We start from the raw sequence: 24,449 nt of genomic DNA, 5'->3' as shown, positions 1-24,449 counted from the left end.
GCCTGGATTTCGTACGAACCCTTCACAAACGACCACGAGTTGGTCTCCGTTGCCCGTGACCGCCGGGTGGGGAGGGGCCGCGTAGACCTCGTGTGACGCGGGGAGACTTCCGCCGTCCCGCACCACCCGGTACACGGCGACGGAAGGACCTGAACCGCCTTGATATCCCTACGTGTTCGGATCGGCGCACTGCTCTGCCTGGCGCTCGTGACCGGCCTCACCGCCCCGGCCACCGCCGGCACCGCCACCACCGCACCGGCCGCCACCACCGCACCGGCCGCCACCGTCGAGGAGCAGCGCCTCGACCGCGCCGTGCCTCAGGAGATCCTGCGGCGCTCCGGATTCGCCGACGTGACCCCGGAGTTCGCCGACGCGCTGGGTGGGGCGCGCTCCTACGCCCAGGCGCGCGCCATCGTCGTGCGCGAGGGGTCGGCGCTGTGGCGGCGGGCGGTCGACCGGGCGCAGGGGCGGGGTCCGGCGGGCGGGGATCTGAGCCGGGACGACGACCGGCCGCTGTACTGGGCGCGGCTGGGGATGACCCGGGAAGTGCGGTCCTGGCAGCCGGGGTTCGGGCTGTCCGAGCGGCAGCGGGCGGCGCTGCTGGACGCGTTGGAGCGCGCCTCGCGCGGGCAGGGCGACGTCCGCGGCGTCAAGGGGTCCAAGCGCGTCCTGGTCACCGGGTTCGATCCGTTCACCCTGGACCGGGACATCCGTATCTCCAACCCGTCCGGGGCGAGCGCGCTGGCGCTCGACGGCACGGTGATCGAGACGGCGGACGGGCCGGCGCGGGTGGAGACCATGGTGTTCCCGGTGCGCTGGCGGGACTTCACGGAGGGGACGGTGGAGCGGGCGCTGCGGCCGTATCTGGCCGGGGTGGATCTGTTCGCGACCGTCAGTCAGGGGCGGGTCGGCCGGTTCGACGTCGAGCGGACCAACGGGGCCTGGCGGGGCGGCTTCCCCGACAACGAGAACGTCGGCCGCACCGAGACGATCCCGGTCCCGGGCCCGGGCGCGGCGCCGCAGTGGACGTCGACGACGCTGCCGTACCGGGACATCGTGGCGGCGGACACCGGCCGTTTCCCGGTGTACGACAACACGTCCGTGACGGAGATCCCGGCCGGGGGCACCGAGCCCGTCGTACGGCCGGACGGGCCGACCCCCGGCTCGACGGCGCGGGCCGGGGGCGGCGGGAACTACCTGTCCAACGAGATCGCCTACCGGGCGACGCTGCTGCGGGACCGGCTGGGGCTGGACGCCCTGCCGGGCGGGCACGTCCACACGCCGGTGCTCCAGTTCGGCGCGGGGAACACCTCCGAGGTCACCGATGCGGAGTTCGTCCGCAACCGGCGGGACATCATCGCGCAGGTGCGGTCGATCGTGGCGGTCGCCGTCAGTGCGACGGGGCGAACGCGAGGCTGACGCCGAGGCCGGCCAGGACCGAGCCGATGACCTTGTTGAGGACCTTCTGGGCGCGCAGCATCAGGGTGCGCATCCGGTCCTGCGAGAAGAACACGGCGACGACGGCGAACCACAGCAGGTGGGCGAGGGACATGAACAGGCCGTAGCCCGCCTGCTGCCAGAGGGGTGTGCCGGGGCTGACGACCTGGGCGAACGTGGAGACGACGAACAGGGTCGTCTTCGGGTTGAGGACGTTGGTGAGGAAGCCGGTGCGCAGGGCGGCGAGCGGTGTCAGCCCGGTCTTGTGGTCGAGGTCGACGCGGACGTCGCCGCGGGTGCGGAAGGTGCGGACGCCGATGTAGACGAGGTAGGCGGCGCCGATCAGCTTGACGACCGTGAAGAGGAAGGTCGAGGAGGCGATCAGCAGGCCCACGCCGAGCATGGTGTAGGTGACGTGCACCAGGACGCCCGCGGCGACTCCGGCGGCGCCCAGCAGGCCGGTGCGGCGGCCGTACAGATAGCTGTTGCGGACGATCATGGCGAAGTCGGCGCCGGGGGCGATCACCGCGAGGACGGTGATGACGGCCACGGCGAGTATCTCGGTCATCGGACGGCGTCCTCCTGCCGGCGGTCGGTGGTGTCGTCTCCGGTGGTCTCCTCGCCGCGCAGGTCACGGGCGAGCAGGGTGGCGCCCGCGACCGCGCCCGGCATCAGGAAGACCGCGACGAAGGGGATGACGAAGGCCAGGGCGAGGGGCGTTCCGAAGCCCCAGACGAGGGTCTTGCGGGAGCGGAGCAGGGCGAGGCGGTCGCGCAGTCCGACGCCGCGGCGCTGGAGGGCGACGCCGGTCAGCTCCTCGGTGAGGAAGAAGCCGGTGACGAAGAACCCGAGCACGGGGACGACGGTCTGCCCGGCGACGGGCACGAAGCCGAGCGCGAACAGCAGGACGCCCCATACGGCGGCCCGCAGGACGATCCGCAGGCTGTCCCGGCCGGAGATCCACAGCTCCCGCCACAGCGGCAGTCCGGACTCGGGCGCGGTGCCGTCCGGGGAGACGTCCCGGTCGACCTCCTCCGACAGGCTCTCGTAGAAGGGCTGGCCGATCAGCAGGGTCACCGCGGTGAAGGTCACGACGGCCAGCAGCAGCGACAGCGCGAACAGGACGACGGTGAGCAGGCCGCGGAACAGTCCGAGCCAGGGGCTCGACCAGTCGTCCGCGAACGGTGTCGCCCAGGCGACGAAGTCCGCGCCCCACAGCGCGAGCGCGGTGAGCGCCGCGGCGTAGAGGACGAGAGTGATCAGTCCGGGCAGCAGCCCGAAGCCGAACTGCCTGCCGTGCCGGGCCACCCAGCGCTGGCCCTTGATCAGATAGCCGAAGCCCACCCCGAGATCGCGCATGGGGTGCACTTTAGCCGCCGGGCGTCTCCTCGGGCCCGGTGCCGGACTCCACCATCCGGCGCAGCAGGTCGCGCAGCGCCAGCCGCTCCTCCTCGGTGAGCGCGGCCAGCGGCGCGCGGGCGAAGCGCAGGGAGTCGCGCAGGCCGCGGGCGACCCGGCGGCCCTCGTCGGTGACGGCCGCGACCTTGATGCGCCGGTCGGCGGGGTCGGGGCGGCGCTCGACCAGGCCGCGGGACTCCAGGCGGTCGACGATGCCGGTGACGTTGGAGGGCTCGCAGCGCAGTTTCCGGGCGAGCTTGCGCATGGGCAGCGGATCGAGGGAGAGCAGGGTGAGGAGTTTGGCCTGGGCGCCGGTGAGGGCGTGCCCGGCGGCGGCCTCCTCGAACTCCTCGTGATAGCGGGCCACGATCGCGCCGATGAGGTCGACGACTTCCAGGGAGAGGTCGTCGGGGCGGCGGGTGGGGTGCGGGGTGGCGGGCATGGGTTCCAGGGTACCCGTTGCTTGACATCATGAAATATTCAGGAGCATGGTTGTTTCAGGTTCTGAAACATTGCACCGCACGAGAGGCACCACCTCATGTCCGACACCCCCACGCTTCCCGCCGTCCACCGTGAGTGGCACCTGCTCAGCCGCCCGGTCGGCTGGCCGCAGCCGGAGGACTTCGCCCTGGTCGAGGCCGAGGTCCCGACCCCGCGCGAGGGCCAGGTGCTGGTGCGGAACCTGTACCTGTCGGTGGACCCGTACATGCGCGGCCGGATGAGCGCCGCCAAGTCGTACGTCGCCCCCTTCGAGCTGGGCAAGGTCATGCAGGGCGGTGCGGTCGGCGAGGTCGTCGCCTCCAACGCCGAGGGCTTCCGGGTCGGCGACCACGTGCTGCACTTCCTGGGCTGGCGCGAGTACGCCGCGGTGAGCGCCGAGCACGCCGTCAAGGTCGACGCGAACGCCGCGCCCCTGTCCACGTACCTCGGCGTCCTCGGCATGACCGGCCTGACCGCCTACGCCGGCCTGCTGCGCACCGCCTCCTTCAAGGAGGGCGACAGCGTCTTCGTCTCCGGCGCGGCCGGTGCCGTGGGCAGCCAGGTGGGCCAGATCGCCAAGCTCAAGGGCGCCTCCCGGGTGATCGGCTCGGCCGGGTCGGAGGAGAAGGTGAAGCTGCTGGTCGAGGAGTACGGCTTCGACGCCGCGTTCAACTACAAGGACGGCCCCGTGAGCGAGCAGCTGCGGGAGGCCGCCCCGGACGGCATCGACGTCTACTTCGACAACGTCGGCGGCGACCACCTGGAGGCCGCCATCGGCTCCCTCAACGAGGGCGGCCGGATCGCGGTCTGCGGCATGATCTCCGTCTACAACAACACCGAGCCCGCCCCCGGCCCGAGGAACCTGGCCCGGCTGATCCAGACCCGCGGCCGGATCGAGGGCTTCCTGGTCGGCGACCACTACGACCTCCAGCCGCAGTTCGTCCAGGAGGTCGGCCCGTGGGTCGCCTCGGGCGCGCTGAAGTACCGCGAGACGGTCGTCGAGGGCATCGAGAACAACCTGGAGGCCTTCCTCGGCGTCCTGCGCGGCGACAACACCGGGAAGATGATCGTCAAGCTCTGACCCCCGGCGGCCCTTCTGTCGCTTTCCGGTATGCGGTAACTTCTTTCCGAAAACCGTCGGCGATCGTGGGCGCGAGTCGCGGCGGACCGAGGAGGAAGACCACCGCATGGCCATTCAGCAGTCGGACGTCCTGTACACCGCCGTCGCCACCGCCGAGAACGGTCGCGACGGCCGGGTCGCCACCGACGACGGCAAGCTCGACGTCGTCGTCAACCCGCCCGTCGAGATGGGCGGCAGCGGCGCCGGCACCAACCCGGAGCAGCTGTTCGCCGCCGGCTACAGCGCCTGCTTCCAGGGCGCGCTCGGCGTCGTCGCCCGCCAGGAGGGCGCCGACGTCTCCGGCTCGACCGTCACCGCCAAGGTCGGCATCGGCAAGAACGACGAGGGTTTCGGCCTGATCGTCGAGATCTCCGCGACCATCCCGAACGTGGACGCGGAGACCGCCCAGAGCCTGATCAAGAAGGCCCACGAGGTCTGCCCGTACTCGAAGGCGACCCGCGGCAACATCACCGTGACGCTTGCCTGACGGCGCTCGTTGCGCACGACGAAGGCCGCACCCTTGGACGTGGGGTGCGGCCTTCGCCCGTGCTCAGAGGGCCAGTGCGGCGCGGTGGGCCGCCCGGACGAACGCCACGTTCTCCGGCGCCGCCCCGCCCGGGAACGCGCACCGGCGCCGCGTGTAGCCGTACGCCAGTCCGCTGCGCGGGTCGGCGAACGCCTGCGCGCCGCCCGCGCCACTGTGCCCGAAGGCGCCGGCGCCCAGGAACGGGTACCAGTTCTCGGCCGTCGCCTGGAAGCCCAGCCCGTACGCCTTGTGCGCCCGGGCGACCAGGTCGTGGCCGATCGAGTGGATCTGCCCGACCTCGGCGATCGTGTCCGGCTTCAGCAGCGGAGGACGCCCGTCGACCTCGCCGACCGCCGCCGCGTACATCCCGGCGAGCCCGCGCGCCGAGGCGACGCCGCCCGCCGACGCCGGGCCCTTCGCGCGCACCAGCCGCGAGTTCGCGTGGTCCACCAGCTCGCCCGCGCCCGGCACATGCGTGTTGAACGCGATCGAGGCGAGCGTGTGCGGCCCCGTCTGCCGGTCGTCCAGCACCGACCGCTGCTCGGGCGTCGGCGCCATCGGCTGCACGGAGCGGTAGCGGGGCTCCTCGGACTCGGGCAGGCCCAGGAAGAAGTCCAGCCCGTGGGGGGCGCGCACCCGCTCCTCGTACACCTCCTGGAGGGTGCGGCCGGTGGCCCGCCGGACCACCTCGCCGGTGAGCGCGCCGATCACCAGCGCGTGATAGCCGAACGCGGTGCCCGGCCGCCAGAACGGCCGCTGGTCCGCCAGCCGCTCCGCGATCACCCGGTCGTCGGCCAGCTCCTCGTCGGTGAACCCGGCGTCCAGACCCACCAGGCCCGCCCGGTGCGCGAGCAGATCGCGCAGGGTCAGCGCGCCCTTGCCCTCGGCGCCGAACTCCGGCCAGTAGTACGTCACCTTCCGGTCCAGCTCCAGGGTGCCGTCCTGCACGAGCAGGGCGACGACCAGATGGGCGGCGCCCTTGGTGCAGGAGAACACGCCGTACAGGGACTCGGCGGTCACCTCCGGGCCGGCCCACAGGTCGACGACCCGGCGGCCGTGGACGTACGCGCACACCTGGCCCTCGTAGTCCGGCCGTTCCCGCCGCTCCCGGGCGACGAAGGCAGCGAACTCCTCCCGTACGGCCTCGAAGCCGTCGGCGACCGTGCCGTGGATCTCCTGTGTCATCCGCTCTCCTCGACCTGTGTGCGTGGCGTGGTCAGCAGGGCCCGGCCGACCTGGGGGAATTCTCCCTTGGGATGCGCGCGGAAGAGCGGTTCCGTGCCGAAGAGCACCACACCGGGTCCGCTCACCACCGAGGCCCGTCCGGCCGCGTCCGCCGGGCCGCCGGTGCCGTCGGCCGCCGGGCGCCAGTGGCCGGACAGCAGCGGGTTCCCCGTCGCGTACGACTGCTCGACGCGCACGCCCGGGCCGAGGTCGGTGAACCAGAGCGGCGCGTAGACGAAACCGTGCGCGGGCGCGCCGCGCGTCAGCGGACCCGTGTTCGCCACCCGGACCACGCCGTTGGCGTCCTCGTTGCCCCGCACGGCCTTCACGGCGAGCAGCCCGGCGTCCGCGTTCAGCTCCGCGCCGACGGCGCCGCGGCCGACGAGCCCGTGCTCTTCGAGGAAGGCGTCCAGGGCGTGGCGCGCCGGTTCGTTCAGGGCGTCCCGGTCGAGGCCCGCCGACACGAACAGGACGTCCACCCGGGACCAGTCGAAGCCCGCGTTGAGCACGGCCGTGGAGACCGGGGCGACCTCGAAGTTCATCTCCCGCAGCGCGAACAGCTCGCCCGGCGTGACGGCGGCGGCGACCCGGACCCGCTCCAGCGGGGTGGTGCCCCGCTGGGTCGTACGGCCGAAGGCGACGTCGTACGTCCGGGCCGCCTCCACCGCCCGGCGGCGCGCAGAGCCCGGCACGATCGCGGCGCCGTCGGCGGACTGCCGTACCCGCACGCCCTGGCGGAGCAGGGAGTTGAGGGCGGCGATCTCGCGCGGGTCGTCGAGGCGCAGGCGCAGGTCGCCGCGCGGGGCGACGTGGGCGACGGGCGCGGCGGCGCGCACCGGGCGCAGCGCGGAGTGGGGCAGCTTGCCGTCGGGGACGGGCCGCACCGTGGCTCCCCAGAGCCGGCCGAGGCTCCAGCCGGAGATGTCGTACATCACCGAGACCTTGTCGCTGATGTCCCGCCCGTCCGCGAGGAGCGCGTTGGCCAGTCCGCGCTTGGGCTGGCGCATGTCGACGACGTACGCGCCCTTCGGATAGCCGGGGGCGGGGTGTGCGACGCGGGTGACGCGGATGTCGTTGGCGAGGAGGTGGTCGACGAGGCGGGCGGTGGCCGGGCCGCCGGGCGGCAGGACGTAGGCGCGCGGGAAGGTGGTGGTGTAGACGTCCTCGGGGCCGATGCCGGGCACGCCGGGGACGGTCTCGGCCGACACCGGGACCTGCGGGGCGCCGGCGACGCCGCGGCGGAACACCTCGATCTGGTCGGCGAGGAGCCCTGCGCGGTGCCGGCGCACATGGTCGAGGGTGGCGGTCATGGCGGCTTCCGCGATGTCCGTGTTGACGGCCGAGCGGCGGCGCAGCTCGCTCACCGGCAGGGTGTCGTAGGAGGCGTTGTTCACGCGCAGCGGGATCTCGACGGTGTGCGCGGCGACCGCGCCGTGGTAGGCGGCGTACTGCGGGGTGAAGATGGGCGGCCAGTCGTCCCAGCCCTCTTCCTGGTCGCGGAAGGGTATCTGCGCGGGCTGGACGCCGTCCTTCTCGGCGGTGTGGCCGAGGCCGTTGACGGCGGCCTCCATGGTGAGGGCGTTGGCGTAGGTGTTCTTCAGGAAGAGGTCGTACTCGTAGTTCTCGCCGTGCGGCGGGGTCGTGGGCTCGATCAGTGTGCCGTTGACGTAGCCGTGCAGGTCGACCATCACGGCGGGCTGCTTGTCGAGCATGATCTGCCGCATCGCCCGGGTCTCCGGCTGCGAGGCGGTGACGAAGTCCCGGTTGAGGTCGAAGCCGTTCGCGTTCGCGCGGGTGCCCGCGATCCGGCCGTCCGGGTTGGCGGTGACGTTGAAGTAGAGGCGGCTGTGCGCCAGCAGGTCCCGGGTCTTCTCGTCCTTCGCGGTCGCGAGGCGTTCGATGACGCGGAGGGCGGCGTCGGTGCCCTCCCACTCGTTGCCGTGGATGTTGTTGTTGAAGAAGACCGGGGTCTTGTACGCCTTCTTCAGCCTCGGGTCCTTGGCCGCCGTCGCCGGGGCCCGCTCGATGAGGTCCCGCATCCGGTGCTGGGCGCGGGCCTGGGCGGCGGTCTCCGGGGCGGTGACGGTGACGAGATACAGCCGGTGGCCGCCCGCCGAGCGGCCCGCGATCTCCACGCTCACCCGGTCGCCGAGGGCTTGCAGGGCGTTCAGCCGGTCCGCGATCGCGTGATACGGGGTCAGGCCGAGCTTGAGGGACTTGTCGGCGGGGTTCTCGGGGTCGGGGGTGAGGGTCTGTTCGCGCGGATAGCCGCGTGCGTCGTGGGTGCCGCCGGTGAGCCCGGGTCCCGGCCCGGGGTCGGTGAGGGCTCTGCGGGCCGCGCTCTGCGGGGACTTGGCGGCGCCCTGGCGGTCGAGGGCCGGGGACTCGGCGGCCTCCCGGGTGACGGGGGCCTGGTCCGCGCCGGCCGGGCCGGGCCCGGCGAGCAGGAGGGCGCTCGCCGAGGTGAGGGCGAGGGCGGTGGTCAGGACGGGTCTCGCAGCGGTGGTTCCGGTTCCCTTGGTGCGCACGCGTACCTCCTCCGGGGTTGCTGAGATCGGTACGGCGAGGTGTACCTGTTCGACTCACCTGTCACAAGGGGGACTTGGCGCCCCGTGAGTTCCGGCACGCCGAGGCGGGCGCCGGGCTGTGGTTCAGACGACCGAGGCGCGGAAGGGGTGCGTGGGGATGATCGCGGCCTCGTCGAGGAGCCGTTCCAGGGCCTCGTGGCCGTGTTCCCTGCGGTACGCGATCTCGGCGGCCGTCACCGGCAGGGTCCACAGGATCCGGGCGTGGCCGCCGGGCAGCGGGCAGTGTTCGAGGTCGGGGCCGTGCAGGTACGGCAGGCTGACCAGCAGGTGGTCGCAGCTCGAACCCGGTGTCCACGGCTCGCCGATCGGCACGCTGTGCGCCGGGCCGAGCCGTGCCCCCGTGCAGTGGTAGAAGGCGATCATCGCCAGGAGGTCGAGGAAGCGCCGGTCGCGCACCGGCGCCGTCATGACGAACTCCAGCCCGTGGCCGTCGTCGTCCGCCAAGGAGGCGCACCCGGCGGTCACATACGCCCAGGAGTCCGCACGGGGCCCCGGCCCCACGACGAGCACGCGCAGCCCCGACACCGACTCACGGCGCCGCGGCCCCATGTCGTACGGGACGGACTCCACCTCGTGCCCCGCGAAGAACGCCCGCACATGCGCCTCGACGGCCTCCACGACCTGCTCGTCCGCTCTGTTCACCGCCGGATCATCGCAAACGGCGCGGGCGGGCGAGACACCCCCTACGTGCACCACCAGAGGAAGCGGTCGCAGGTCTCCGACGGCTCGGGGTCCGGGGGCGGTGGGGCCGTGGTCGGGTCCGAGGTGGGGGCCTGGGTGGGCTCCGGGGCGGGCGGGGCCGCCGTGGTGGGAGACGTGCCCTGGGGGGTGTCGGTGGGGCCCGACTGGGGGTCCCGGGTCAGGGTGGCCCTGTCCTTCGGTTCGCCCGACTCCTCGCCCTCGTCCTCGTCCTTGTCCTTGCCTTTCTTCTTGTCCTTGTCCTTGGAGGCGGACGCGGACGGGGAGGCGGAGTCCGAGGGGGACGTGGTGCCGCCGTGGCCGGTGCCGGGGGCGGCCGTCGCACCGGAGAGGGGGTCCGCCGTCTCGCCCGCCTCCTCCGCGCCGCCGTCCGCGGACGCGTCGCCCGCCGCCGCGGGCGACGGGTCGGAGCCGGGGGCGTCCATGCCGAGTTCGGCGAGGCTGAGGCCGCCCGCGGCCAGCACGAAACCGGCGGTGACGAGGAGGGCCCGGCGCCGGCGCCGGCGGTGGGCCGCGGCCTTGCGGTCCCGGCGGCTCTCCTCGGCCCGGCGGTCACGACGACCGGGGGTCGTCGTCTCGTCGTCGTGGTCGTCCTCGTCGTCCTGGTGGTCGCCGTAGTCGTGGTCGTCGTCGTGGCCGTCGGACGTGGCCTCGTCGTCGTGGTGGTCGCGGTCGCCGGACCGGGGCTCGTGGCCACCGTGGCCGGGCGTGGCCTCGCGCCCCGGGTGGCCGGGCGCCTCGTGGCCGTGATGGCCGGACGTGGGCTGGTGGTCACCGTGGTGGCCGGGTGCCGCCTGGCCGGCGGTGTGGCCCGGGGCCGTCCCGTGGTCACCGTGCGGGGGAGCCGCGCCGTAATCACCGTGCCCGGGCACGGGCTGGTACTCACCGTGGCCGTGACCGTGGCCCGCCCCGTGGGCGCCGTACCCGGGAGCCGCGCCGTGGCCGTCGTGCCCGGACGCGACGCCGTAACCGCCGTACTCGGGCACCGCCCCGTGACCGCCCTGCCCGGGCGCCGAACCGTAGTCACCGTGTCCAGGGCCCGGCCCGTAGTCACCGAGCCCCGGTACCGCCCCGTGGCCCCCGTGCTCAGGCACCGCCCCGTAGCCGCCATAGCCGGCCATCGGGTGGCTCGCGGGCGCGTGGTGGGGAGCGGGCGCGCCGAGTGCGCCCTCGTACGCGCCCCCGGAGCCCGCGACGTCCTCCTCCGCGTACGCGCGAAGCTGCTCGGCCGGCGTGCCGCACCCGGGGCAGGCGAGGGCGCCGTTCAGGTGCCGTCGGCACGGGTGGCAGTAGTCCATGACGCGGGAAGATTAAGTTCCGGGTCGGTAACGTGCCTAGTCGACACTGTGAATGTTCTGTGGGAAACGCCCACTTCCGGCGTGGTGAGTTGAGGACAGCTCAGGCATCCCACCCTCATCGGCCGAAAGCGACGGCGGCGACGGCTTTCGAAAGTGCCGAAACCGTTATCCGTTCGACCCATTGACACCCCCGCCGCCCCGTCCTTACTGTCACGCCAGCATTTCGAACGAGTGCCGAAATCTCGAACAGAGCCGAACGCTTCACGAGGGGCAACTGCCGTGCGCATCACCGGAATCAGCACACACGTGGTCGGGACGCCGTGGCGCAACCTGACGTACGTCCAGGTGCACACCGACGAGGGCATCACCGGAGTCGGCGAGACCCGGATGCTGGGACACACCGACGCTCTCCTCGGCTATCTGAAGGAAGCCGAGGTCAACCACATTCTCGGCTCGGACCCGTTCGCCGTCGAGGACCTCGTGAAGAGGATGAAGTACGGCGACTACGGCCGGGCCGGCGAGATCGTCATGTCCGGTATCGCCGTCATCGAGATGGCCTGCTGGGACATCAAGGGCAAGGCGCTGGGCGTGCCGGTCTGGCAGCTGCTCGGCGGCAAGGTCACCGACAAGGTGAAGGCGTACGCCAACGGGTGGTACACGACCGAGCGGACGCCCGAGGCGTACCACAAGGCCGCCCAGGGGGTCATGGAGCGCGGGTACAAGGCGCTGAAGATCGACCCCTTCGGCACCGGCCACTTCGAGCTGGACCACCAGGAGACCCTGTACGCGGTCTCCCTCATCGAGGCCGTCCGCGACGCCATCGGCCCCGACGCCGAGCTGATGCTGGAGATGCACGGCCGCTTCTCCCCCGCCACCGCCGTCCGGCTGGCCAAGGAGATGGCGCCGTTCAAGCCGGCCTGGCTGGAGGAGCCGTGCCCGCCGGAGAACCTGAAGGCGCTGGAGAAGGTCGCCGCGAAGGTGGACATCCCGGTCGCCACCGGTGAGCGCATCCACGACCGGATCGAGTTCCGCGAGCTGTTCGACAGCCAGGCCGTGGACATCATCCAGCCGGACGTCGGCCACATCGGCGGCATCTGGGAGACGCGGAAGCTGGCCGCGACCGCCGAGACCCACTACATGCTGATCGCCCCGCACAACGTGGGTGGTTCCGTGCTCACCGCGGCCTCCCTCCAGGTCGGCTTCACCTCGCCGAACTTCAAGATCCTGGAGCACTTCAACGACTTCGCGGACGCGGAGATCAAGAAGGTCGTCAAGGGCGCGCCGCAGGTGATCGACGGGTACTTCCACCTCTCCGACGCGCCGGGTCTCGGCGTCGAGCTGGACGTCGACGCCGCCGCGGAGTTCCCGCAGCAGCGGGCCCACTTCGACCTGTGGGCCGAGGGCTGGGAGAAGCGGAACCCGAAGGACGCCCGGTGAGCTCCGCCGTCGTCGTCGACTCCCCCGGCAGCCACCGGCTGGTGGAGCACTCGCCGCGCCGCCCCGAGGCCGGGGAGGCGCTGGTGCGGGTGCACGCCGTGGGGATCTGCGGCAGCGACCGCGAGGTGTACCAGGGCAACCGGCCCGAGGGGTACGTCCGCTATCCGCTGACGCCGGGCCACGAGTGGTCCGGCACGGTGGAGGCGGTCGGCACCGGGGTGCCGGAGGGCCTGGTCGGCCGCAAGGTCGTCGGCGAGGGCTTCCGCAACTGCCAGGTCTGCGACCGCTGTCACGCGGGTGAGACGACGCTGTGCACGGCCGGGTACGAGGAGACCGGGTTCACCCAGCCGGGCGCGATGGCCGCCACGCTGACGCTGCCCGCGCGGCTGCTGCACGTGCTGCCCGACGACGCGGACCTGACCGCCGCGGCGCTGCTGGAGCCGGCGGCCTGTATCGCGGCCGCCGCGCTGAAGGCGCACGCGCGGCCGGGTGAGCGGGTCGCCGTGGTGGGCACGGGCACGCTCGGCATGTTCGCCGTGCAGTTCCTGCGCGCGGCGTCCCCGGCCGAGCTGCTGGTGGTCGGCACCCGGCGGGACCGCGAGGAGCTCTCCCGGCGGTTCGGGGCGACCGACTTCCGGACCAGGGAGCAGGAGCTGCCGGACGACTTCGACGTCGTCGTCGAGACCGCGGGCTCCACGGACGCGGCCCGCCTCTCGGCGGCGCTGCTGCGGCGCGGCGGCCGGCTGGTGCTGACCGGCATCCCGGCACCGGGCGCGGACGGGCTGGACCCGACCGACCTGGTGGTACGGCAGCTGGAGGTGCACACCGTCTTCGGGGCGCCGCCGGATGCCTGGTCGCACGCGGTGCGGGTGTTCGGGGCGGGGCTCCTGGACCCGGTGCCGCTGGTCACGCACGAGCTGCCGCTCGCCGAGTTCTCGCAGGCCATCGAGCTGGTCGGGGCCGGTGATCCGAAGGTGGGCAAGGTGCTGCTGCGTCCCTAGCCACCCCAGCCGTACGCCGGTACGGGGGTTACCTGACGGCCCCCGTACCGGCGTACTTCCAGCCCCGTACGCCTTCAGCCGCGAACTTCGTCCGATATTTCGAACACAAAGGACACCCCTGTGACCGACGCTTCCGCCACGGCCCCCCGTCGACCCGGTGAGCAGGCGCTCGCCGCACTCGGCCTGGGCGCGCCCGCCCTCGACCCCGCCGACGCCTCGCCGCACTCCTTCCCCGGGGGCGGCCGCTGGCGCACCGAGATCCCCTCGTGCGAGGGTCCGGAGGCGCTGGCCGTGGTGCTCAAGGAGGCCTCGCGCCTCGATGTGCCGATCCACCGGATCAGCCAGGGCAGCGGCGTGTGGATGCTGACCGACGCCGAGATCACCGAGATGGTCGAGGCGACCGCCGAGCGCGACATCGAGCTGTGCCTGTTCACCGGCCCGCGCGGCACCTGGGACATCGGCGGCTCCACCCGCACCGACTCCCGCGGCGCCGGGCTGCGCGCCCGTGGCCACGACGCGGTCGCCGGCTGCGTCGAGGACGCCGTACGCGCCACGGAGCTGGGGGTGAAGTGCCTGCTCGTGGCCGACGAGGGCGTGCTGTGGACGCTGCACCGGGCGCGCGAGGCCGGGATCATCCCCGCCGACACCACGCTGAAAGTTTCGGCGCTGATCGGCCCGGTCAACCCGGCCTCGTTCGCGGTGTACGAGCGGCTGGGCGCGGACTCGGTGAACGTGCCGAGCGATCTCACGCTGGATCACCTCACCGAGATCCGGCGGGTGTCGGGCGCGCCGATGGACATGTACATCGAGGCGCCGGACGACCTCGGCGGTTATGTCCGGATGTACGACGTGGCCGAGCTGATCCGGCGGGGGGCGCCGCTGTATCTGAAGTTCGGCCTGTCGAAGGCTCCCGGGATCTACCCCTACGGCCATCACCTGCGCGATCTCACCCTGGCCACCGCCAAGGAGCGGGTGCGGCGCGGACGGCTGGCGCTCGATCTGCTGGCCCGGCACGGGGCTGACGGGGACATGGCACCGCTGGGCTCACGACTGCCCGGGCAGCTCCAGCGTTTCGAAACGCATTCATAACTTTTCGAACGCCCTCTTCACAGAAGAAGACGCAGCCCAACAGAATCCCACACATCCCCACCCCGCTGTGCACCGACATCAAGGAAGATGACCATGCGCAACCGCAGAGCCGCACTCGCCGCCATCGCCACCACCGCCTCCCTGGCCCTCGCCCTGACCGCCTGCGGCCAGAACAGCGAGGGCGGCAGCGAGGAGGGCAAGGGGAGCAGCGAGGGTGCCACCATCGGCATCTCGATGCCCACCAAGTCCTCCGAGCGCTGGATCGCCGACGGCAACAACGTTGTCCAGCACCTCGAGGACAAGGGCTACAAGACCAAGCTGGTCTACGGGGAGGACGACCCCGACCAGCAGGTCTCCCAGATCGAGAACATGATCACCCAGGGCGTGGACGCCCTGATCATCGCCGCCATCGACAACAAGTCGATGAACAACGTCCTCCAGCAGGCCAAGGACGCCGACATCCCGGTGATCTCCTACGACCGCCTGATCCTCGGCACGGACGACGTCGACTACTACGCCTCCTTCGACAACGAGAAGGTCGGCGAGCTCCAGGGCACCTACATCGTCGAGAAGCTGGGCCTGAAGGACGGCGGTGAGAAGGGCCCCTTCAACGTCGAGCTGTTCGCCGGCTCCAACGACGACAACAACACCCGCTACTTCTTCCAGGGCGCGATGAACGTCCTGAAGCCGTACATCGACAAGAAGCAGCTCGTCGTGAAGTCCGGCCAGACCGAGCTGACCCAGGTCACCACGCTGCGCTGGGACGGCGCGACCGCCCAGCGCCGCATGGACGACATCCTCACCAAGTCGTACAAGAGCGGCAAGGTCGACGCGGTCCTGTCGCCGTACGACGGCATCTCCATCGGCATCCTCTCCGCGCTGAAGTCGGACGGTTACGGCTCCAAGGACAAGCCGCTGCCGGTCGTCACCGGCCAGGACGCCGAGGTCGCCTCGGTGAAGTCGATCATCGCCGACGAGCAGTCGATGACCGTCTACAAGGACACCCGCGAGCTGGCGAAGGTCGCCTCGAACATGGTCGACGCGCTGCTGAACGACAAGAAGCCCGAGGTCAACGACACCAAGACCTACGACAACGGGGCGAAGGTCGTGCCGGCGTACCTGCTGGAGCCGGTCGCCGTCGACAAGGGCAACTACCAGAAGACCGTCGTCGACTCCGGCTACATCAAGGAATCGGACCTCAAGTAACCGCCGCCACCCGACGATTCACCACTGATTGGAAGGCACGACCATGGCGGGACCCGTCCTGGAAATGCGCTCGATCGTCAAGACCTTTCCCGGCGTCAAGGCGCTGTCGGACGTCACGCTGACCGTCCGGCAGGGCGAGGTCCACGCCATCTGCGGGGAGAACGGCGCCGGCAAGTCCACCCTGATGAAGGTGCTCTCCGGCGTCCATCCGCACGGCAGCTACGAGGGCGAGATCCTCTTCGAGGGGGAGGTCTGCCGGTTCAAGGACATCCGGGCCAGCGAGCAGCACGGCATCGTGATCATCCACCAGGAGCTGGCGCTGGTGCCGTTCCTGTCGATCGCGGAGAACATCTTCCTCGGCAACGAGCACGCCACCCGCGGGCTGATCAACTGGAACGAGACCCTGCGGCACGCCACCGAGCTGCTGCGCCGGGTGGGGCTGAGCGACCACCCGGAGACCCGCGTCGCCGACATCGGCGTGGGCAAGCAGCAGCTGGTGGAGATCGCCAAGGCGCTGTCCAAGAAGGTGAAGCTGCTCATCCTCGACGAGCCGACCGCGGCGCTGAACGACGAGGACAGCGACAAACTCCTCGATCTGATCCTGGAGTTGAAGAACCAGGGCATCACCTCGATCATCATCTCCCACAAGCTGAACGAGATCCGCAAGGTAGCCGACTCGGTGACGATCATCCGGGACGGCCGGTCGATCGAGACGCTGGACGTGAAGGACCCGGGCACCACCGAGGACCGGATCATCAGCGGCATGGTCGGCCGCGACCTCGACCACCGTTTCCCCGAGCGCACCCCGCACCAGCCGGAGGAGGGCACGGCGCCCGCGCTGGAGATCCGGGGCTGGACCGTGCACCACCCGATCGACCAGCAGCGCAAGGTGGTCGACGATGTGTCGCTGCAGGTGCGGCGCGGGGAGATCGTCGGCATCGCGGGCCTGATGGGCGCGGGCCGCACCGAGCTGGCGATGAGCGTCTTCGGGCGCACCTACGGCCGTTACGCGGGCGGCACGGTCCTCAAGGACGGCAAGGAGATCCGCACCAAGACGGTCGCGGAGGCGGTGGCGAACGGCATCGCGTACGTCACCGAGGACCGCAAGCACTACGGCCTGAACCTGATCGACACCATCAACCGGAACATCTCGCTGACCGCGCTGAACAAGGTCGCGCGGCACGGCGTCGTCGACGAACACGAGGAGCGCCAGGTCGCCGAGCGGTTCCGGAAGTCGATGAACATCAAGGCGCCCACGGTGTTCGAGCCGGTGGGCAAGCTGTCCGGCGGCAACCAGCAGAAGGTCGTCCTCAGCAAGTGGATCTTCGCGGGTCCGGACGTGCTGATCCTGGACGAGCCGACGCGCGGGATCGACGTCGGCGCGAAGTACGAGATCTACACGGTCATCGACAAGCTGGCCGCCGAGGGCAAGGCGGTCGTCTTCATCTCCTCCGAGCTGCCCGAGCTGCTCGGCATGTGCGACCGCATCTACACCATGGCCGCCGGGCGGCTGACGGGTGAGTTCTCGCGGGCCGAGGCCTCGCAGGAATCGCTGATGCGCCAGATGACGAAGGACAAAGAGGTATCCCGATGAGCACGGATGTGACCGCCAAGAGCCCGGCCCCGGCGCCGCCGGGCTCCTCCGGATCGGCGTCGGGCGGGGGCCTGCTCCACCTGGTGCTGGACGGCCTGCGACGCAACATGCGCCAGTACGGCATGCTGCTCGCCCTCGGCCTGATCGTGGCCCTGTTCGCCGTGTGGACCGACGGTGACCTGCTGCTGCCGCGCAACGTCTCCAACCTGGTCCTGCAGAACAGCTACATCCTGATCCTCGCGATCGGCATGATGCTGGTGATCATCGCGGGCCACATCGACCTGTCGGTCGGCTCGCTGACGGCGTTCGTGGGCGCGTTCGCGGCCGTACTGACCGTGCAGCACGACATGGCGTGGCCGGTCGCCGTCGTCCTGTGCCTGCTGGCGGGCGCGGTCGCGGGCGCGGCACAAGGGTTCTTCATCGCGTATCTCGGCATACCGTCGTTCATCGTCACCCTCGCCGGCATGCTGGTCTTCCGCGGTGTCACGGAGATCCTGCTGGAGGGCCAGACCCTCGGCCCGTTCCCCGACGGCCTGCAGAAGATGGGCAACGGCTTCCTGCCCGAGGTCGGCCCGGAGACCAACTACCACAACATCACGCTGCTCCTCGGCTTCGTCCTGATCGCCTTCGTGGTCCTCCAGGAGCTGCGCGACCGCAAGCGGCAGCAGGAGTTCTCGCTGGACGTGGTCCCGCGAAACCTGTTCCTGCTCAAGCTGGTCGCCATCGTCGCCGCGCTGCTCACCGTCACCCTGCTGCTGGCCAGCTACAAGGGCGCGCCGATCATCCTGCTGATCCTGGGCGCGCTGGTGGTCGGCTACGGCTATCTGATGCGCAACTCGGTCTTCGGCCGCCACATCTACGCGATCGGCGGCAACCTGCCGGCGGCGAAGCTGTCCGGTGTGAAGGACAAGAAGGTCACCTTCCTGGTCTTCCTGAACATGGGCGTGCTCGCGGCCCTGGCCGGTCTGGCGATCGCCGCCCGGCTGAACGCGGCGTCTCCGAAGGCGGGCCTGAACTACGAACTCGAGGCGATCGCCTCGGCGTTCATCGGCGGCGCGTCCATGAGCGGCGGTGTCGGCACCGTGCTCGGCGCGATCATCGGCGGCCTGGTCCTCGGCGTGCTGAACAACGGCATGAACCTTCTCAGCGTCGGCACCGACTGGCAGCAGGTCATCAAGGGACTCGCCCTGCTGGCGGCGGTCGGGTTCGACGTGTGGAACAAGCGCAAGTCCGGTTCGTAAGTCAGCCGGGGCCCCGCCGGAAGGCGGGGCCCCCTCCATATGCGGGAGCCGCACTATGCACACGGACATGAGCAGACGTACCGTCATCGCCGGGGCGGCAGCCGCCGGTGTCACCGCCGCGCTCAGCGGCACCGCCCACGCCACGGGAGGCAGGAAGCCGGTGAAGGAACTCTTCGGCAAGCTCGCGGACGGCACCAAGGTGTACCGCTGGTCGCTGGAGAACGGCGGCACGCGGATGAAGGTCCTCTCCTACGGCGGCATCGTCCAGTCCCTGGAGCTGCCGGACCGGCGCGGCCGGTACGCGAACGTGTCGCTGGGCTTCGACAACCTCGAGGACTACGTCTCCTCCAGCCCCTACTTCGGCGCGCTGATCGGCCGCTACGGCAACCGCATCGCGCGGGGCCGCTTCACCCTGGACGGCAAGGAGTACCAGCTCTCCGTCAACGACGGCGACAACAGCCTGCACGGCGGCGCGCAGGGCTTCGACAAGCGGGTGTGGGACGTCGAGCCGTTCACCCGCGGCTCCGACGTGGGCCTGCGCCTGTACTACACGAGCGTCGACGGCGAGATGGGCTACCCCGGCACGCTGAGGACGACGGTGACGTACACCCTCACCCGGGCCGGTGACTGGCGTATCGACTACGAGGCGACGACCGACAAGCCGACGGTCTGCAACCTCACCAGCCATGTCTACTTCAACCTGGCGGGCGAGGGCAGCGGCACGGTCTACGACCACGAGCTGTCCATCGCCGCGTCCCGCTACACGCCGGTCGACGCGGGTCTGATCCCCACGGGTGAGCGGGCGAAGGTGGCGGGCACCCCCTTCGACTTCCGCCGCGCCAAGACCATCGGCGAGGACATCCGCGACGCCCACCAGCAGCTGCTGTACGGCCAGGGCTTCGACCACAACTGGGTCCTGGACAAGGGCATCACCAGCCGGCCGGAGCACGTCGCCACCCTGCGGGAACCGGGGTCGGGCCGCACGATGCGGATCGCGACGACCGAGCCGGGCCTGCAGTTCTACTCCGGTAACTTCCTCGACGGCACCCTCGTCGGCAGCGGCGGCAGGATCTACCGCCAGGGTGACGCGCTCTGCCTGGAGACCCAGCACTTCCCGGACTCCCCGAACCAGCCGTCGTTCCCGTCGACGGTGCTGCGCCCCGGGCAGACGTACCGCTCGACGACGGTGCACTCGTTCAGCGCCTGAACGCACGCTTCCTCCACAGGAGTTGAACGGCGTCCCGGCCGCCTCCGTATGTAAGGGCGGCCCGTGCTCCCCCGCGCGGGCCACCCGAGACGGAGGTTCCCTTGGCCGGCCCCTTGGCTGACAACGTCACCGCGCTGTTCCGCGACGGCGCCGCGCACAGCCCGTCGATGGCGACGCTGACCCGGCACAGCGGGGACGACGGGGCCGGCCCGGTGGACTTCTGCATCCCCTGCAACCCGTACTTCCCCACCCCCGCCATGTTCGAGGACATGGCGGCGAGGATCCGGGACATCCTCACGTACTACCCGAGCGGCGCCGACACCATCACCGCCGAACTGTGCGACCTGCTCCGGCTGCCGCCGCAGTGCGTCGCCATGGGCAACGGCTCCACGGAGCTGATCACCTGGATCGACCACCTCCTGGTGCGCGAGTCGCTGGCGGTGCCCGTCCCCACCTTCGGCCGCTGGACCGACCAGCCGATGGAGACGGGCAAGCGGGTCGACATGTTCCCGCTCCAGGAGTCGAGCGGCTTCGCCCTCGACCTGGCGCAGTACGCGGACTTCATCCGCACCCGGGGCACGAAGGTCGCCGTCCTGTGCAACCCCAACAACCCCGACGGCGGCTATCTGCGCAAGCACGCGGTCGTGCAGTTCCTGGACGCGATGGCGGACCGGGACCTGGTCATCGTCGACGAGTCGTTCCTGGAGTTCTGCGACGCCGAGAGCGAACCGTCCGTCGTCCAGGAGGCGATGCTCCGCCCCAACGTGATCGTGCTGCGCAGCCTCGGCAAGAACTTCGGCCTGCACGGCATCCGCTTCGGCTACCTGGTCGCCAACCCGGCGCTGGCCGGGCGGGTCCGCTCCATGCTGCCGAAGTGGAACCTGAACGCGTTCGCCGAGCACGTCGTCTTCATGCTGCGCGACCACGGCCGGGAGTACGCGCAGAGCCTGGAGCAGGTGCGCCGGGACCGCCTGGAGATGTCGAGCCTGCTCTCCGCGCTGCCCGGCCTCACCGTCTACCCCTCCCAGGGGAACTTCCTCTTCGTCCGTCTCCCCGTCGGCGCCGAGGGCACCGTGGTCCGGGACCGGCTGCTCACCGAGCACCGGATCCTCGTCCGCGAGTGCGGCAACAAGATCGGTTCGTCCAGCCGCTTCCTGCGGCTCGTGGTGCGCCCCCAGGTCGACGTGCGTCGCCTGGTGTCCGGCCTGGAACAGGTGCTCTACGGGACCAGGAGGGGAGCCGCCGTGCCCGAGCTGGGCAACGGGACCAGCTACAGCTCGGGCACGGCGGCGGTTGACCGGCTGATCGGGGCGACGAACGGGTCGGGCATGCAGGGCCTCACGGCGGGACTGAACGCGGGAGTCCCGCTGCCGGCGGCCCAGCCCGCACCGCGGCCGGTGGCCCAGCCGGCGGCTCCCCGGCCCGCGGCACCGCAGCCCATGCATGTGCTCCCCGAGCCCATGCCCGTGCCGGTACCCGAGCCCATGCCCGTGCCGGTATCCGAGCCGATGCACGTGCCCGATCCCGAGCCCCTGTCCGCCCCCGCCCCGGCCGCCGCCCTTCCGCAGTCCCCGGCCCCGGCACCGGCCCCGTTCCCGGCCCCGGCCCCGGCGCCTTTCCCGGCACCGGCCCCGCCCCCGGTGGCCCCCGCGGCGGCCGTCGCCACGGGCCCCACCCCGCCCGGCGTCCCCGCCCGCGGCGGCCTCACCGCCGCCCAGGTCCGCGGCACCGACGGCCTGACCCCGGCCCCCGCGACGGGCTGGCCCAGCCCCGGCTCCCTGCCGAACGCGCCCGGCATGGGCCAGGCGGGCTGAGCCCGCCTGGCCCACCCACCCGCGTACGCACGCCATCGATGGGTCAGGCCGGGTTCAGCCTCCACTGCTGGCAGGCGTTGTTCAGCCAGGTCCACTGGCGTACGTCGGCGCCGTCGGCGGTGGAGCAGTTGGCGACGTCGGCGACCTTGCCGGTGGCCTGGTTGACGAGGCGGACGTGGCCGCTGTCGGTGGCGAGGAAGCGGAACCGCTCGCAGGTGTTGTCCAGCCAGGACCACTGGCGCAGGTCGGCGCCGTCGGCGGTGGAGCAGTCCTGGGTGTCGAGCACCTTCCCGGTGGCGGCGTTGACGAGCCGGTGGGTGTCGTCGCCCAGGTCCTCCAGCCGCCACCGCTGGTGGCTGCCGCCGTTGCAGGCGTACTGCCGCACGTCGGCGCCGTCGGCGGCCGAACCCCCCGCCACCTCCAGGCACTTGCCGCTGTTGCGGTTGGTGAGGGTGTAGGTGGTGGAGACGGCGGCCGGCTCACCGGAGGGCCCGGCTTGGGAGGCGCCCAGCCGCACCGGCGTCCCGAGGTTGGGTGTGCCGTCGGCGTTCCAGGTGAACCTCTGCGCCCGGGTCGTCCGCCCGTTGTCACAGCCCTCGCCCGCCTGGTCGTTGGCGTGGTAGACGATCCAGTTCTCGCGCCCGTCCGGCGAGGTGAAGAAGCCGTTGTGGCCCGGCCCGTACACCCCGTTCGCGTCGCTGCGCTGGAAGACGGGCGTGGGCTTCTTCGTCCAGGAGGACGCCGACAGCGGGTTGGAGCCGGTCAGCTCGAGCTGACCGAGTTTGTAGTCGGGGGTCCAGCAGCCGCTGGCGGAGTAGATCAGGAAGGTCCGCCCGCCCCGTTGCAGCACCTCCGGGCCCTCGTTGACGGTCCCGCCCTGCCGTTCCCAGTCGTACGTCGGCGTGGAGATCGTCGCGTACGACCCGCTGACCGTGTACGGGTTGGACATCGGCGCGATGACGAGGTTCTGGGTGCCGCCGGTGATCGCGCTGCCCAGCATGTACAGCCGGCCGCCCACGTTCAGCAGGCTCGCGTCCAGCATCCACGCGCTGCTCAGCTGCCCCTTGTAGGTGTACGGCCCCATGGGATCGGAGCCGGCGCTCTCCAGGACGTGGCTGCGCTGCGTCGGGTTGTAGTCGGCGACGTTCTGCCCGGCCGTGTAGTAGAGGTACCAGCGCCCGTTGACGTAGTGCAGCTCCGGCGCCCAGATGTTGCAGCACCGGGAGGCGGCGTCGCCCTTCCACACCTGCACGCTGGGCGCGGTGGCGAGCCCGGCCAGGGTGGCGGACTTGCGGAGGGTGATGACGTCGGTCCAGCTGGTGCTGATCAGGTAGTAGTGGCCGTCGTGGTACGAGATCCAGGGGTCGGCGCCCTTGACCGACTTCACGGGGTTGGCGAACGAGGCGGCACCGGCGGGCGTCTGTCCCAGGGCGAGGACGCAGACCAGCGCGGCCAGCAGGGTCAGTAGGCGACGGGCCATCCGCTGCTCCAGTTCAGGAGGTTGATGCCGAGCTTGGGCGTGCCGTTGTCGTTGCCGTCGTAGTAGTGGTAGACGATCAGGTCACCGTCCACGTCGTTCATGATCGACTGCCCTCCGGGGCCGATGACGCTGCCGTGCGACTCCAGGACGGGCGTCCCTCCGTTGTTCATGAGGGAGACGCCGTTCCTGTCGACGTACGGCCCGGTGACGGAGGTGGCGCGGCCGACCTTGACCTTGTACGTGGAGCTGGTGCCGGCGCAGCAGGTGTCGTACGAGGCGAACAGGTAGTAGTAGCCGCCCCGCTTGACGATGAACGGCGCCTCGACGGCCTTCGTCCCGGTCGGCCGGGAGGCGAGGGAGTAGCGGGTGGTGTTGCCGGAGAGCTGCTTCCCGGTACTCGGGTTGATCTGGATCATCTTGATCCCGCTCCACCAACTGCCGAAGGACAGCCACCACTTGCCGTCGCCGTCCACGAAGAGGTTCGGGTCGATGGCGTTGTAGTCGCTCGACGCGTTCGAGGTGTAGACGATGCCCTGGTCGGCCCAGCTGCCCGGCTGACCGGTGGTCGAGGTGGCGAGACCGATGGCGGACGTGTTCGAGCCGAACTTCGAGACGGAGTAGTACATCAGGTACTTCCCGCCGTGGTACGAGATGTCCGGCGCCCACGCCTCCGGCACGGAGGAGTAGGTGGACCACCAGCCCGGCCGCGAGGAGAACGCGTCGGCGCCGGCCCGGAAGGCGGTGCGGTCGGTGGACGTCTTGTTCGCGATGCCGCCGCCGGTGGCGTACAGCAGGTACTGCCCCGACGAGGTGCGGATCATCGTCGGGTCGTGCACCACGGTGGACCCGGTGACGTAACCGGGGTTGGGGTACGCCGACGCCGTGGAGGGGACCAGGGCGAGGAGGGCGGCGGCGGGGAGGGCGAGGAGGGTGGCGCGGGTGCGGCTCATGTGGGGGTGCTCCCGTTCTGGACTTCAAAGGTTCGACATTTCGAACATCGATCGCCACTGCGAACGGGACCGTAGAATCGAATGGTTTCGCCGTCAACGGTTCGCGCACGGATTCGCCTGTCATGCGCGGAACAAACCCAGCCATCCCGGCAGATCGACCTCGGCCCGCACCGCTTTTCCCGGCGCGCGGTCCAGCACCTCCCAGCGGTCGGCCAGCGCGTCGACGAGTACGAGGCCCCACCCGCCCTCGGCCAGGGGATGCGGCGGCCGTACGTCACGCGGGCCGGGCGGGCGGCGCTCACCACGGCTGTCGGCGACCTCGATCCGGACACCGCCGGGCACGAGCGAGAGCCGCAGCTCGAAGTCCCGCCCCGGCACCCGGCCGTGCGTCGCCGCGTTCGCGGCCAGTTCCGCGACGATGGCCGCGATGGTCTCCGACGCGTCGGTGCCGTACGGGATGCCCCAGGCGGCGAGCTGGCCCACCGCGAGGCGACGGGCGAGGCGGGCACCGCGCGGTGTGGCGCTCAGGCGCTGGGTGAACATACGTACGGTAATCGCCCGGTGGTGGGCCGAGGGTGCGGTCATGCGGCCAATGTGACGCCACGAAAGGGCCGTTCACCAGGCCCGGGCCGCGTACGCCGCCACAGCGTACGCGGTCAC

At 71.2% G+C, this 24,449-nt stretch carries 21 protein-coding genes; 11 read left to right on the top strand and 10 right to left on the bottom strand.

The window, feature by feature from the left end:
* Positions 1-159 precede the first annotated feature (159 nt).
* Complete coding sequence (locus ACIG0D_RS03670; RefSeq protein WP_399796028.1) at positions 160-1,419, top strand: pyroglutamyl peptidase; 1,260 nt, start codon at positions 160-162, stop codon at positions 1,417-1,419.
* On the opposite strand, the gene ACIG0D_RS03665 is transcribed toward ACIG0D_RS03670, so the two are convergent.
* Genes ACIG0D_RS03665 through ACIG0D_RS03655 form a run of 3 tightly spaced genes read right to left on the bottom strand, consistent with a single transcriptional unit; the run spans position 1,391 to position 3,277 of the window.
* Entirely contained in the window at positions 1,391-2,005 is a 615-nt protein-coding gene (locus ACIG0D_RS03665; protein WP_399796027.1) for a LysE family translocator, read from the bottom strand. The two genes, ACIG0D_RS03670 and ACIG0D_RS03665, sit on opposite strands and share 29 nt — an antisense overlap.
* Entirely contained in the window at positions 2,002-2,796 is a 795-nt protein-coding gene (locus ACIG0D_RS03660) for an EI24 domain-containing protein (RefSeq protein ID WP_399796026.1), read from the bottom strand. Before ACIG0D_RS03660 ends, ACIG0D_RS03665 begins: the two co-directional genes overlap by 4 nt.
* A gap of 10 nt (positions 2,797-2,806) precedes the next feature.
* Positions 2,807-3,277, bottom strand: a complete 471-nt coding sequence (locus ACIG0D_RS03655; RefSeq protein ID WP_399796024.1) for a MarR family winged helix-turn-helix transcriptional regulator — start codon at positions 3,275-3,277, stop codon at positions 2,807-2,809.
* 96 nt (positions 3,278-3,373) lie between these two features.
* On the opposite strand from ACIG0D_RS03655, the gene ACIG0D_RS03650 reads away from it, so the two are divergent.
* Together ACIG0D_RS03650 and ACIG0D_RS03645 are read left to right on the top strand one after the other, a co-directional pair.
* Positions 3,374-4,396, top strand: coding sequence for an NADP-dependent oxidoreductase (locus ACIG0D_RS03650; protein ID WP_399796023.1), 1,023 nt, complete (start codon positions 3,374-3,376; stop codon positions 4,394-4,396).
* A 106-nt stretch (positions 4,397-4,502) separates the two neighbouring features.
* Positions 4,503-4,922 (top strand): organic hydroperoxide resistance protein, encoded by a 420-nt coding sequence (locus ACIG0D_RS03645; RefSeq protein ID WP_365760223.1) that lies wholly within the window; start codon positions 4,503-4,505, stop codon positions 4,920-4,922.
* 63 nt (positions 4,923-4,985) lie between these two features.
* Here the strand turns inward: ACIG0D_RS03645 and ACIG0D_RS03640 are convergent, their stop codons facing one another.
* The 4 genes from ACIG0D_RS03640 to ACIG0D_RS03625 all read right to left on the bottom strand — a co-directional run bounded on the left by ACIG0D_RS03640 (position 4,986) and on the right by ACIG0D_RS03625 (position 10,770).
* Positions 4,986-6,146 (bottom strand): serine hydrolase domain-containing protein, encoded by a 1,161-nt coding sequence (locus ACIG0D_RS03640; protein ID WP_399796022.1) that lies wholly within the window; start codon positions 6,144-6,146, stop codon positions 4,986-4,988.
* Positions 6,143-8,713: a M14 family zinc carboxypeptidase gene (locus tag ACIG0D_RS03635; RefSeq protein WP_399796021.1), complete on the bottom strand. Its 2,571-nt coding sequence runs from the start codon at positions 8,711-8,713 to the stop codon at positions 6,143-6,145. Before ACIG0D_RS03635 ends, ACIG0D_RS03640 begins: the two co-directional genes overlap by 4 nt.
* A gap of 123 nt (positions 8,714-8,836) precedes the next feature.
* A complete protein-coding gene (locus tag ACIG0D_RS03630) occupies positions 8,837-9,415 on the bottom strand; it encodes a suppressor of fused domain protein (RefSeq protein ID WP_399796020.1) in 579 nt (192 codons plus the stop codon).
* Between the two features lie 41 nt (positions 9,416-9,456).
* Positions 9,457-10,770 carry a hypothetical protein gene (locus ACIG0D_RS03625; RefSeq protein ID WP_399796019.1) on the bottom strand — a complete coding sequence of 438 codons (1,314 nt, stop codon included), beginning with the start codon at positions 10,768-10,770 and terminating at the stop codon, positions 9,457-9,459.
* A 279-nt stretch (positions 10,771-11,049) separates the two neighbouring features.
* Here ACIG0D_RS03625 and ACIG0D_RS03620 point away from each other — a divergent pair, with 279 nt between their 5' ends.
* The 8 genes from ACIG0D_RS03620 (at position 11,050) to ACIG0D_RS03585 (ending at position 21,359) form a co-directional block, all read left to right on the top strand.
* Positions 11,050-12,207, top strand: coding sequence for a mandelate racemase/muconate lactonizing enzyme family protein (locus tag ACIG0D_RS03620; RefSeq protein WP_365760212.1), 1,158 nt, complete (start codon positions 11,050-11,052; stop codon positions 12,205-12,207).
* On the top strand, positions 12,204-13,208 hold the full coding sequence (locus ACIG0D_RS03615) for a zinc-binding dehydrogenase (protein WP_399796018.1): 1,005 nt from the start codon (positions 12,204-12,206) through the stop codon (positions 13,206-13,208). The genes ACIG0D_RS03620 and ACIG0D_RS03615 overlap by 4 nt, the downstream gene beginning before the upstream one ends.
* A 120-nt stretch (positions 13,209-13,328) precedes the next feature.
* A complete protein-coding gene (locus tag ACIG0D_RS03610) occupies positions 13,329-14,297 on the top strand; it encodes a hypothetical protein (RefSeq protein ID WP_399796017.1) in 969 nt (322 codons plus the stop codon).
* Positions 14,298-14,390: 93 nt separating this feature from the next.
* Entirely contained in the window at positions 14,391-15,503 is a 1,113-nt protein-coding gene (chvE, locus tag ACIG0D_RS03605) for a multiple monosaccharide ABC transporter substrate-binding protein (protein ID WP_399796016.1), read from the top strand.
* A 43-nt stretch (positions 15,504-15,546) separates the two neighbouring features.
* The gene (gene mmsA, locus ACIG0D_RS03600) at positions 15,547-17,097 is read left to right on the top strand and encodes a multiple monosaccharide ABC transporter ATP-binding protein (RefSeq protein WP_399796015.1); all 1,551 of its coding nucleotides are present in this window, start codon (positions 15,547-15,549) and stop codon (positions 17,095-17,097) included.
* Positions 17,094-18,338 (top strand): multiple monosaccharide ABC transporter permease, encoded by a 1,245-nt coding sequence (gene mmsB, locus ACIG0D_RS03595; RefSeq protein WP_399796014.1) that lies wholly within the window; start codon positions 17,094-17,096, stop codon positions 18,336-18,338. The genes mmsA and mmsB overlap by 4 nt, the downstream gene beginning before the upstream one ends.
* A gap of 67 nt (positions 18,339-18,405) precedes the next feature.
* Positions 18,406-19,545, top strand: a complete 1,140-nt coding sequence (locus ACIG0D_RS03590; protein ID WP_399796013.1) for an aldose epimerase family protein — start codon at positions 18,406-18,408, stop codon at positions 19,543-19,545.
* A 113-nt stretch (positions 19,546-19,658) separates the two neighbouring features.
* Positions 19,659-21,359 (top strand): pyridoxal phosphate-dependent aminotransferase, encoded by a 1,701-nt coding sequence (locus ACIG0D_RS03585; protein WP_399796012.1) that lies wholly within the window; start codon positions 19,659-19,661, stop codon positions 21,357-21,359.
* Between the two features lie 43 nt (positions 21,360-21,402).
* On the opposite strand, the gene ACIG0D_RS03580 is transcribed toward ACIG0D_RS03585, so the two are convergent.
* From ACIG0D_RS03580 to ACIG0D_RS03570, 3 genes are all read right to left on the bottom strand, one after another.
* Positions 21,403-22,839 carry a family 43 glycosylhydrolase gene (locus ACIG0D_RS03580; RefSeq protein ID WP_399796011.1) on the bottom strand — a complete coding sequence of 479 codons (1,437 nt, stop codon included), beginning with the start codon at positions 22,837-22,839 and terminating at the stop codon, positions 21,403-21,405.
* Entirely contained in the window at positions 22,821-23,789 is a 969-nt protein-coding gene (locus tag ACIG0D_RS03575) for an arabinan endo-1,5-alpha-L-arabinosidase (RefSeq protein ID WP_399796010.1), read from the bottom strand. The genes ACIG0D_RS03580 and ACIG0D_RS03575 overlap by 19 nt, the downstream gene beginning before the upstream one ends.
* A 120-nt stretch (positions 23,790-23,909) precedes the next feature.
* Entirely contained in the window at positions 23,910-24,374 is a 465-nt protein-coding gene (locus tag ACIG0D_RS03570) for an ATP-binding protein (protein WP_399796009.1), read from the bottom strand.
* Positions 24,375-24,449 lie beyond the last annotated feature (75 nt).

The organism is Streptomyces sp. NPDC052773 (genome assembly GCF_044547145.1).
Classification (GTDB): Bacteria; Actinomycetota; Actinomycetes; order Streptomycetales; family Streptomycetaceae; genus Streptomyces.
This window is presented reverse-complemented; position numbering and strand designations above follow the sequence as displayed.

Coding starts and splice junctions, on each gene's coding strand:
- ACIG0D_RS03655 (WP_399796024.1), bottom strand. CDS start 3,277: ATGCCCGCCACCCCGCACCCCACCCGCCGCCCCGACGACCTCTCCCTG.
- mmsA (WP_399796015.1), top strand. CDS start 15,547: ATGGCGGGACCCGTCCTGGAAATGCGCTCGATCGTCAAGACCTTTCCC.
- ACIG0D_RS03645 (WP_365760223.1), top strand. CDS start 4,503: ATGGCCATTCAGCAGTCGGACGTCCTGTACACCGCCGTCGCCACCGCC.
- ACIG0D_RS03640 (WP_399796022.1), bottom strand. CDS start 6,146: ATGACACAGGAGATCCACGGCACGGTCGCCGACGGCTTCGAGGCCGTA.
- ACIG0D_RS03590 (WP_399796013.1), top strand. CDS start 18,406: ATGAGCAGACGTACCGTCATCGCCGGGGCGGCAGCCGCCGGTGTCACC.
- ACIG0D_RS03660 (WP_399796026.1), bottom strand. CDS start 2,796: ATGCGCGATCTCGGGGTGGGCTTCGGCTATCTGATCAAGGGCCAGCGC.
- chvE (WP_399796016.1), top strand. CDS start 14,391: ATGCGCAACCGCAGAGCCGCACTCGCCGCCATCGCCACCACCGCCTCC.
- ACIG0D_RS03665 (WP_399796027.1), bottom strand. CDS start 2,005: ATGACCGAGATACTCGCCGTGGCCGTCATCACCGTCCTCGCGGTGATC.
- ACIG0D_RS03575 (WP_399796010.1), bottom strand. CDS start 23,789: ATGAGCCGCACCCGCGCCACCCTCCTCGCCCTCCCCGCCGCCGCCCTC.
- ACIG0D_RS03625 (WP_399796019.1), bottom strand. CDS start 10,770: ATGGACTACTGCCACCCGTGCCGACGGCACCTGAACGGCGCCCTCGCC.
- ACIG0D_RS03580 (WP_399796011.1), bottom strand. CDS start 22,839: ATGGCCCGTCGCCTACTGACCCTGCTGGCCGCGCTGGTCTGCGTCCTC.
- ACIG0D_RS03570 (WP_399796009.1), bottom strand. CDS start 24,374: ATGACCGCACCCTCGGCCCACCACCGGGCGATTACCGTACGTATGTTC.
- mmsB (WP_399796014.1), top strand. CDS start 17,094: ATGAGCACGGATGTGACCGCCAAGAGCCCGGCCCCGGCGCCGCCGGGC.
- ACIG0D_RS03650 (WP_399796023.1), top strand. CDS start 3,374: ATGTCCGACACCCCCACGCTTCCCGCCGTCCACCGTGAGTGGCACCTG.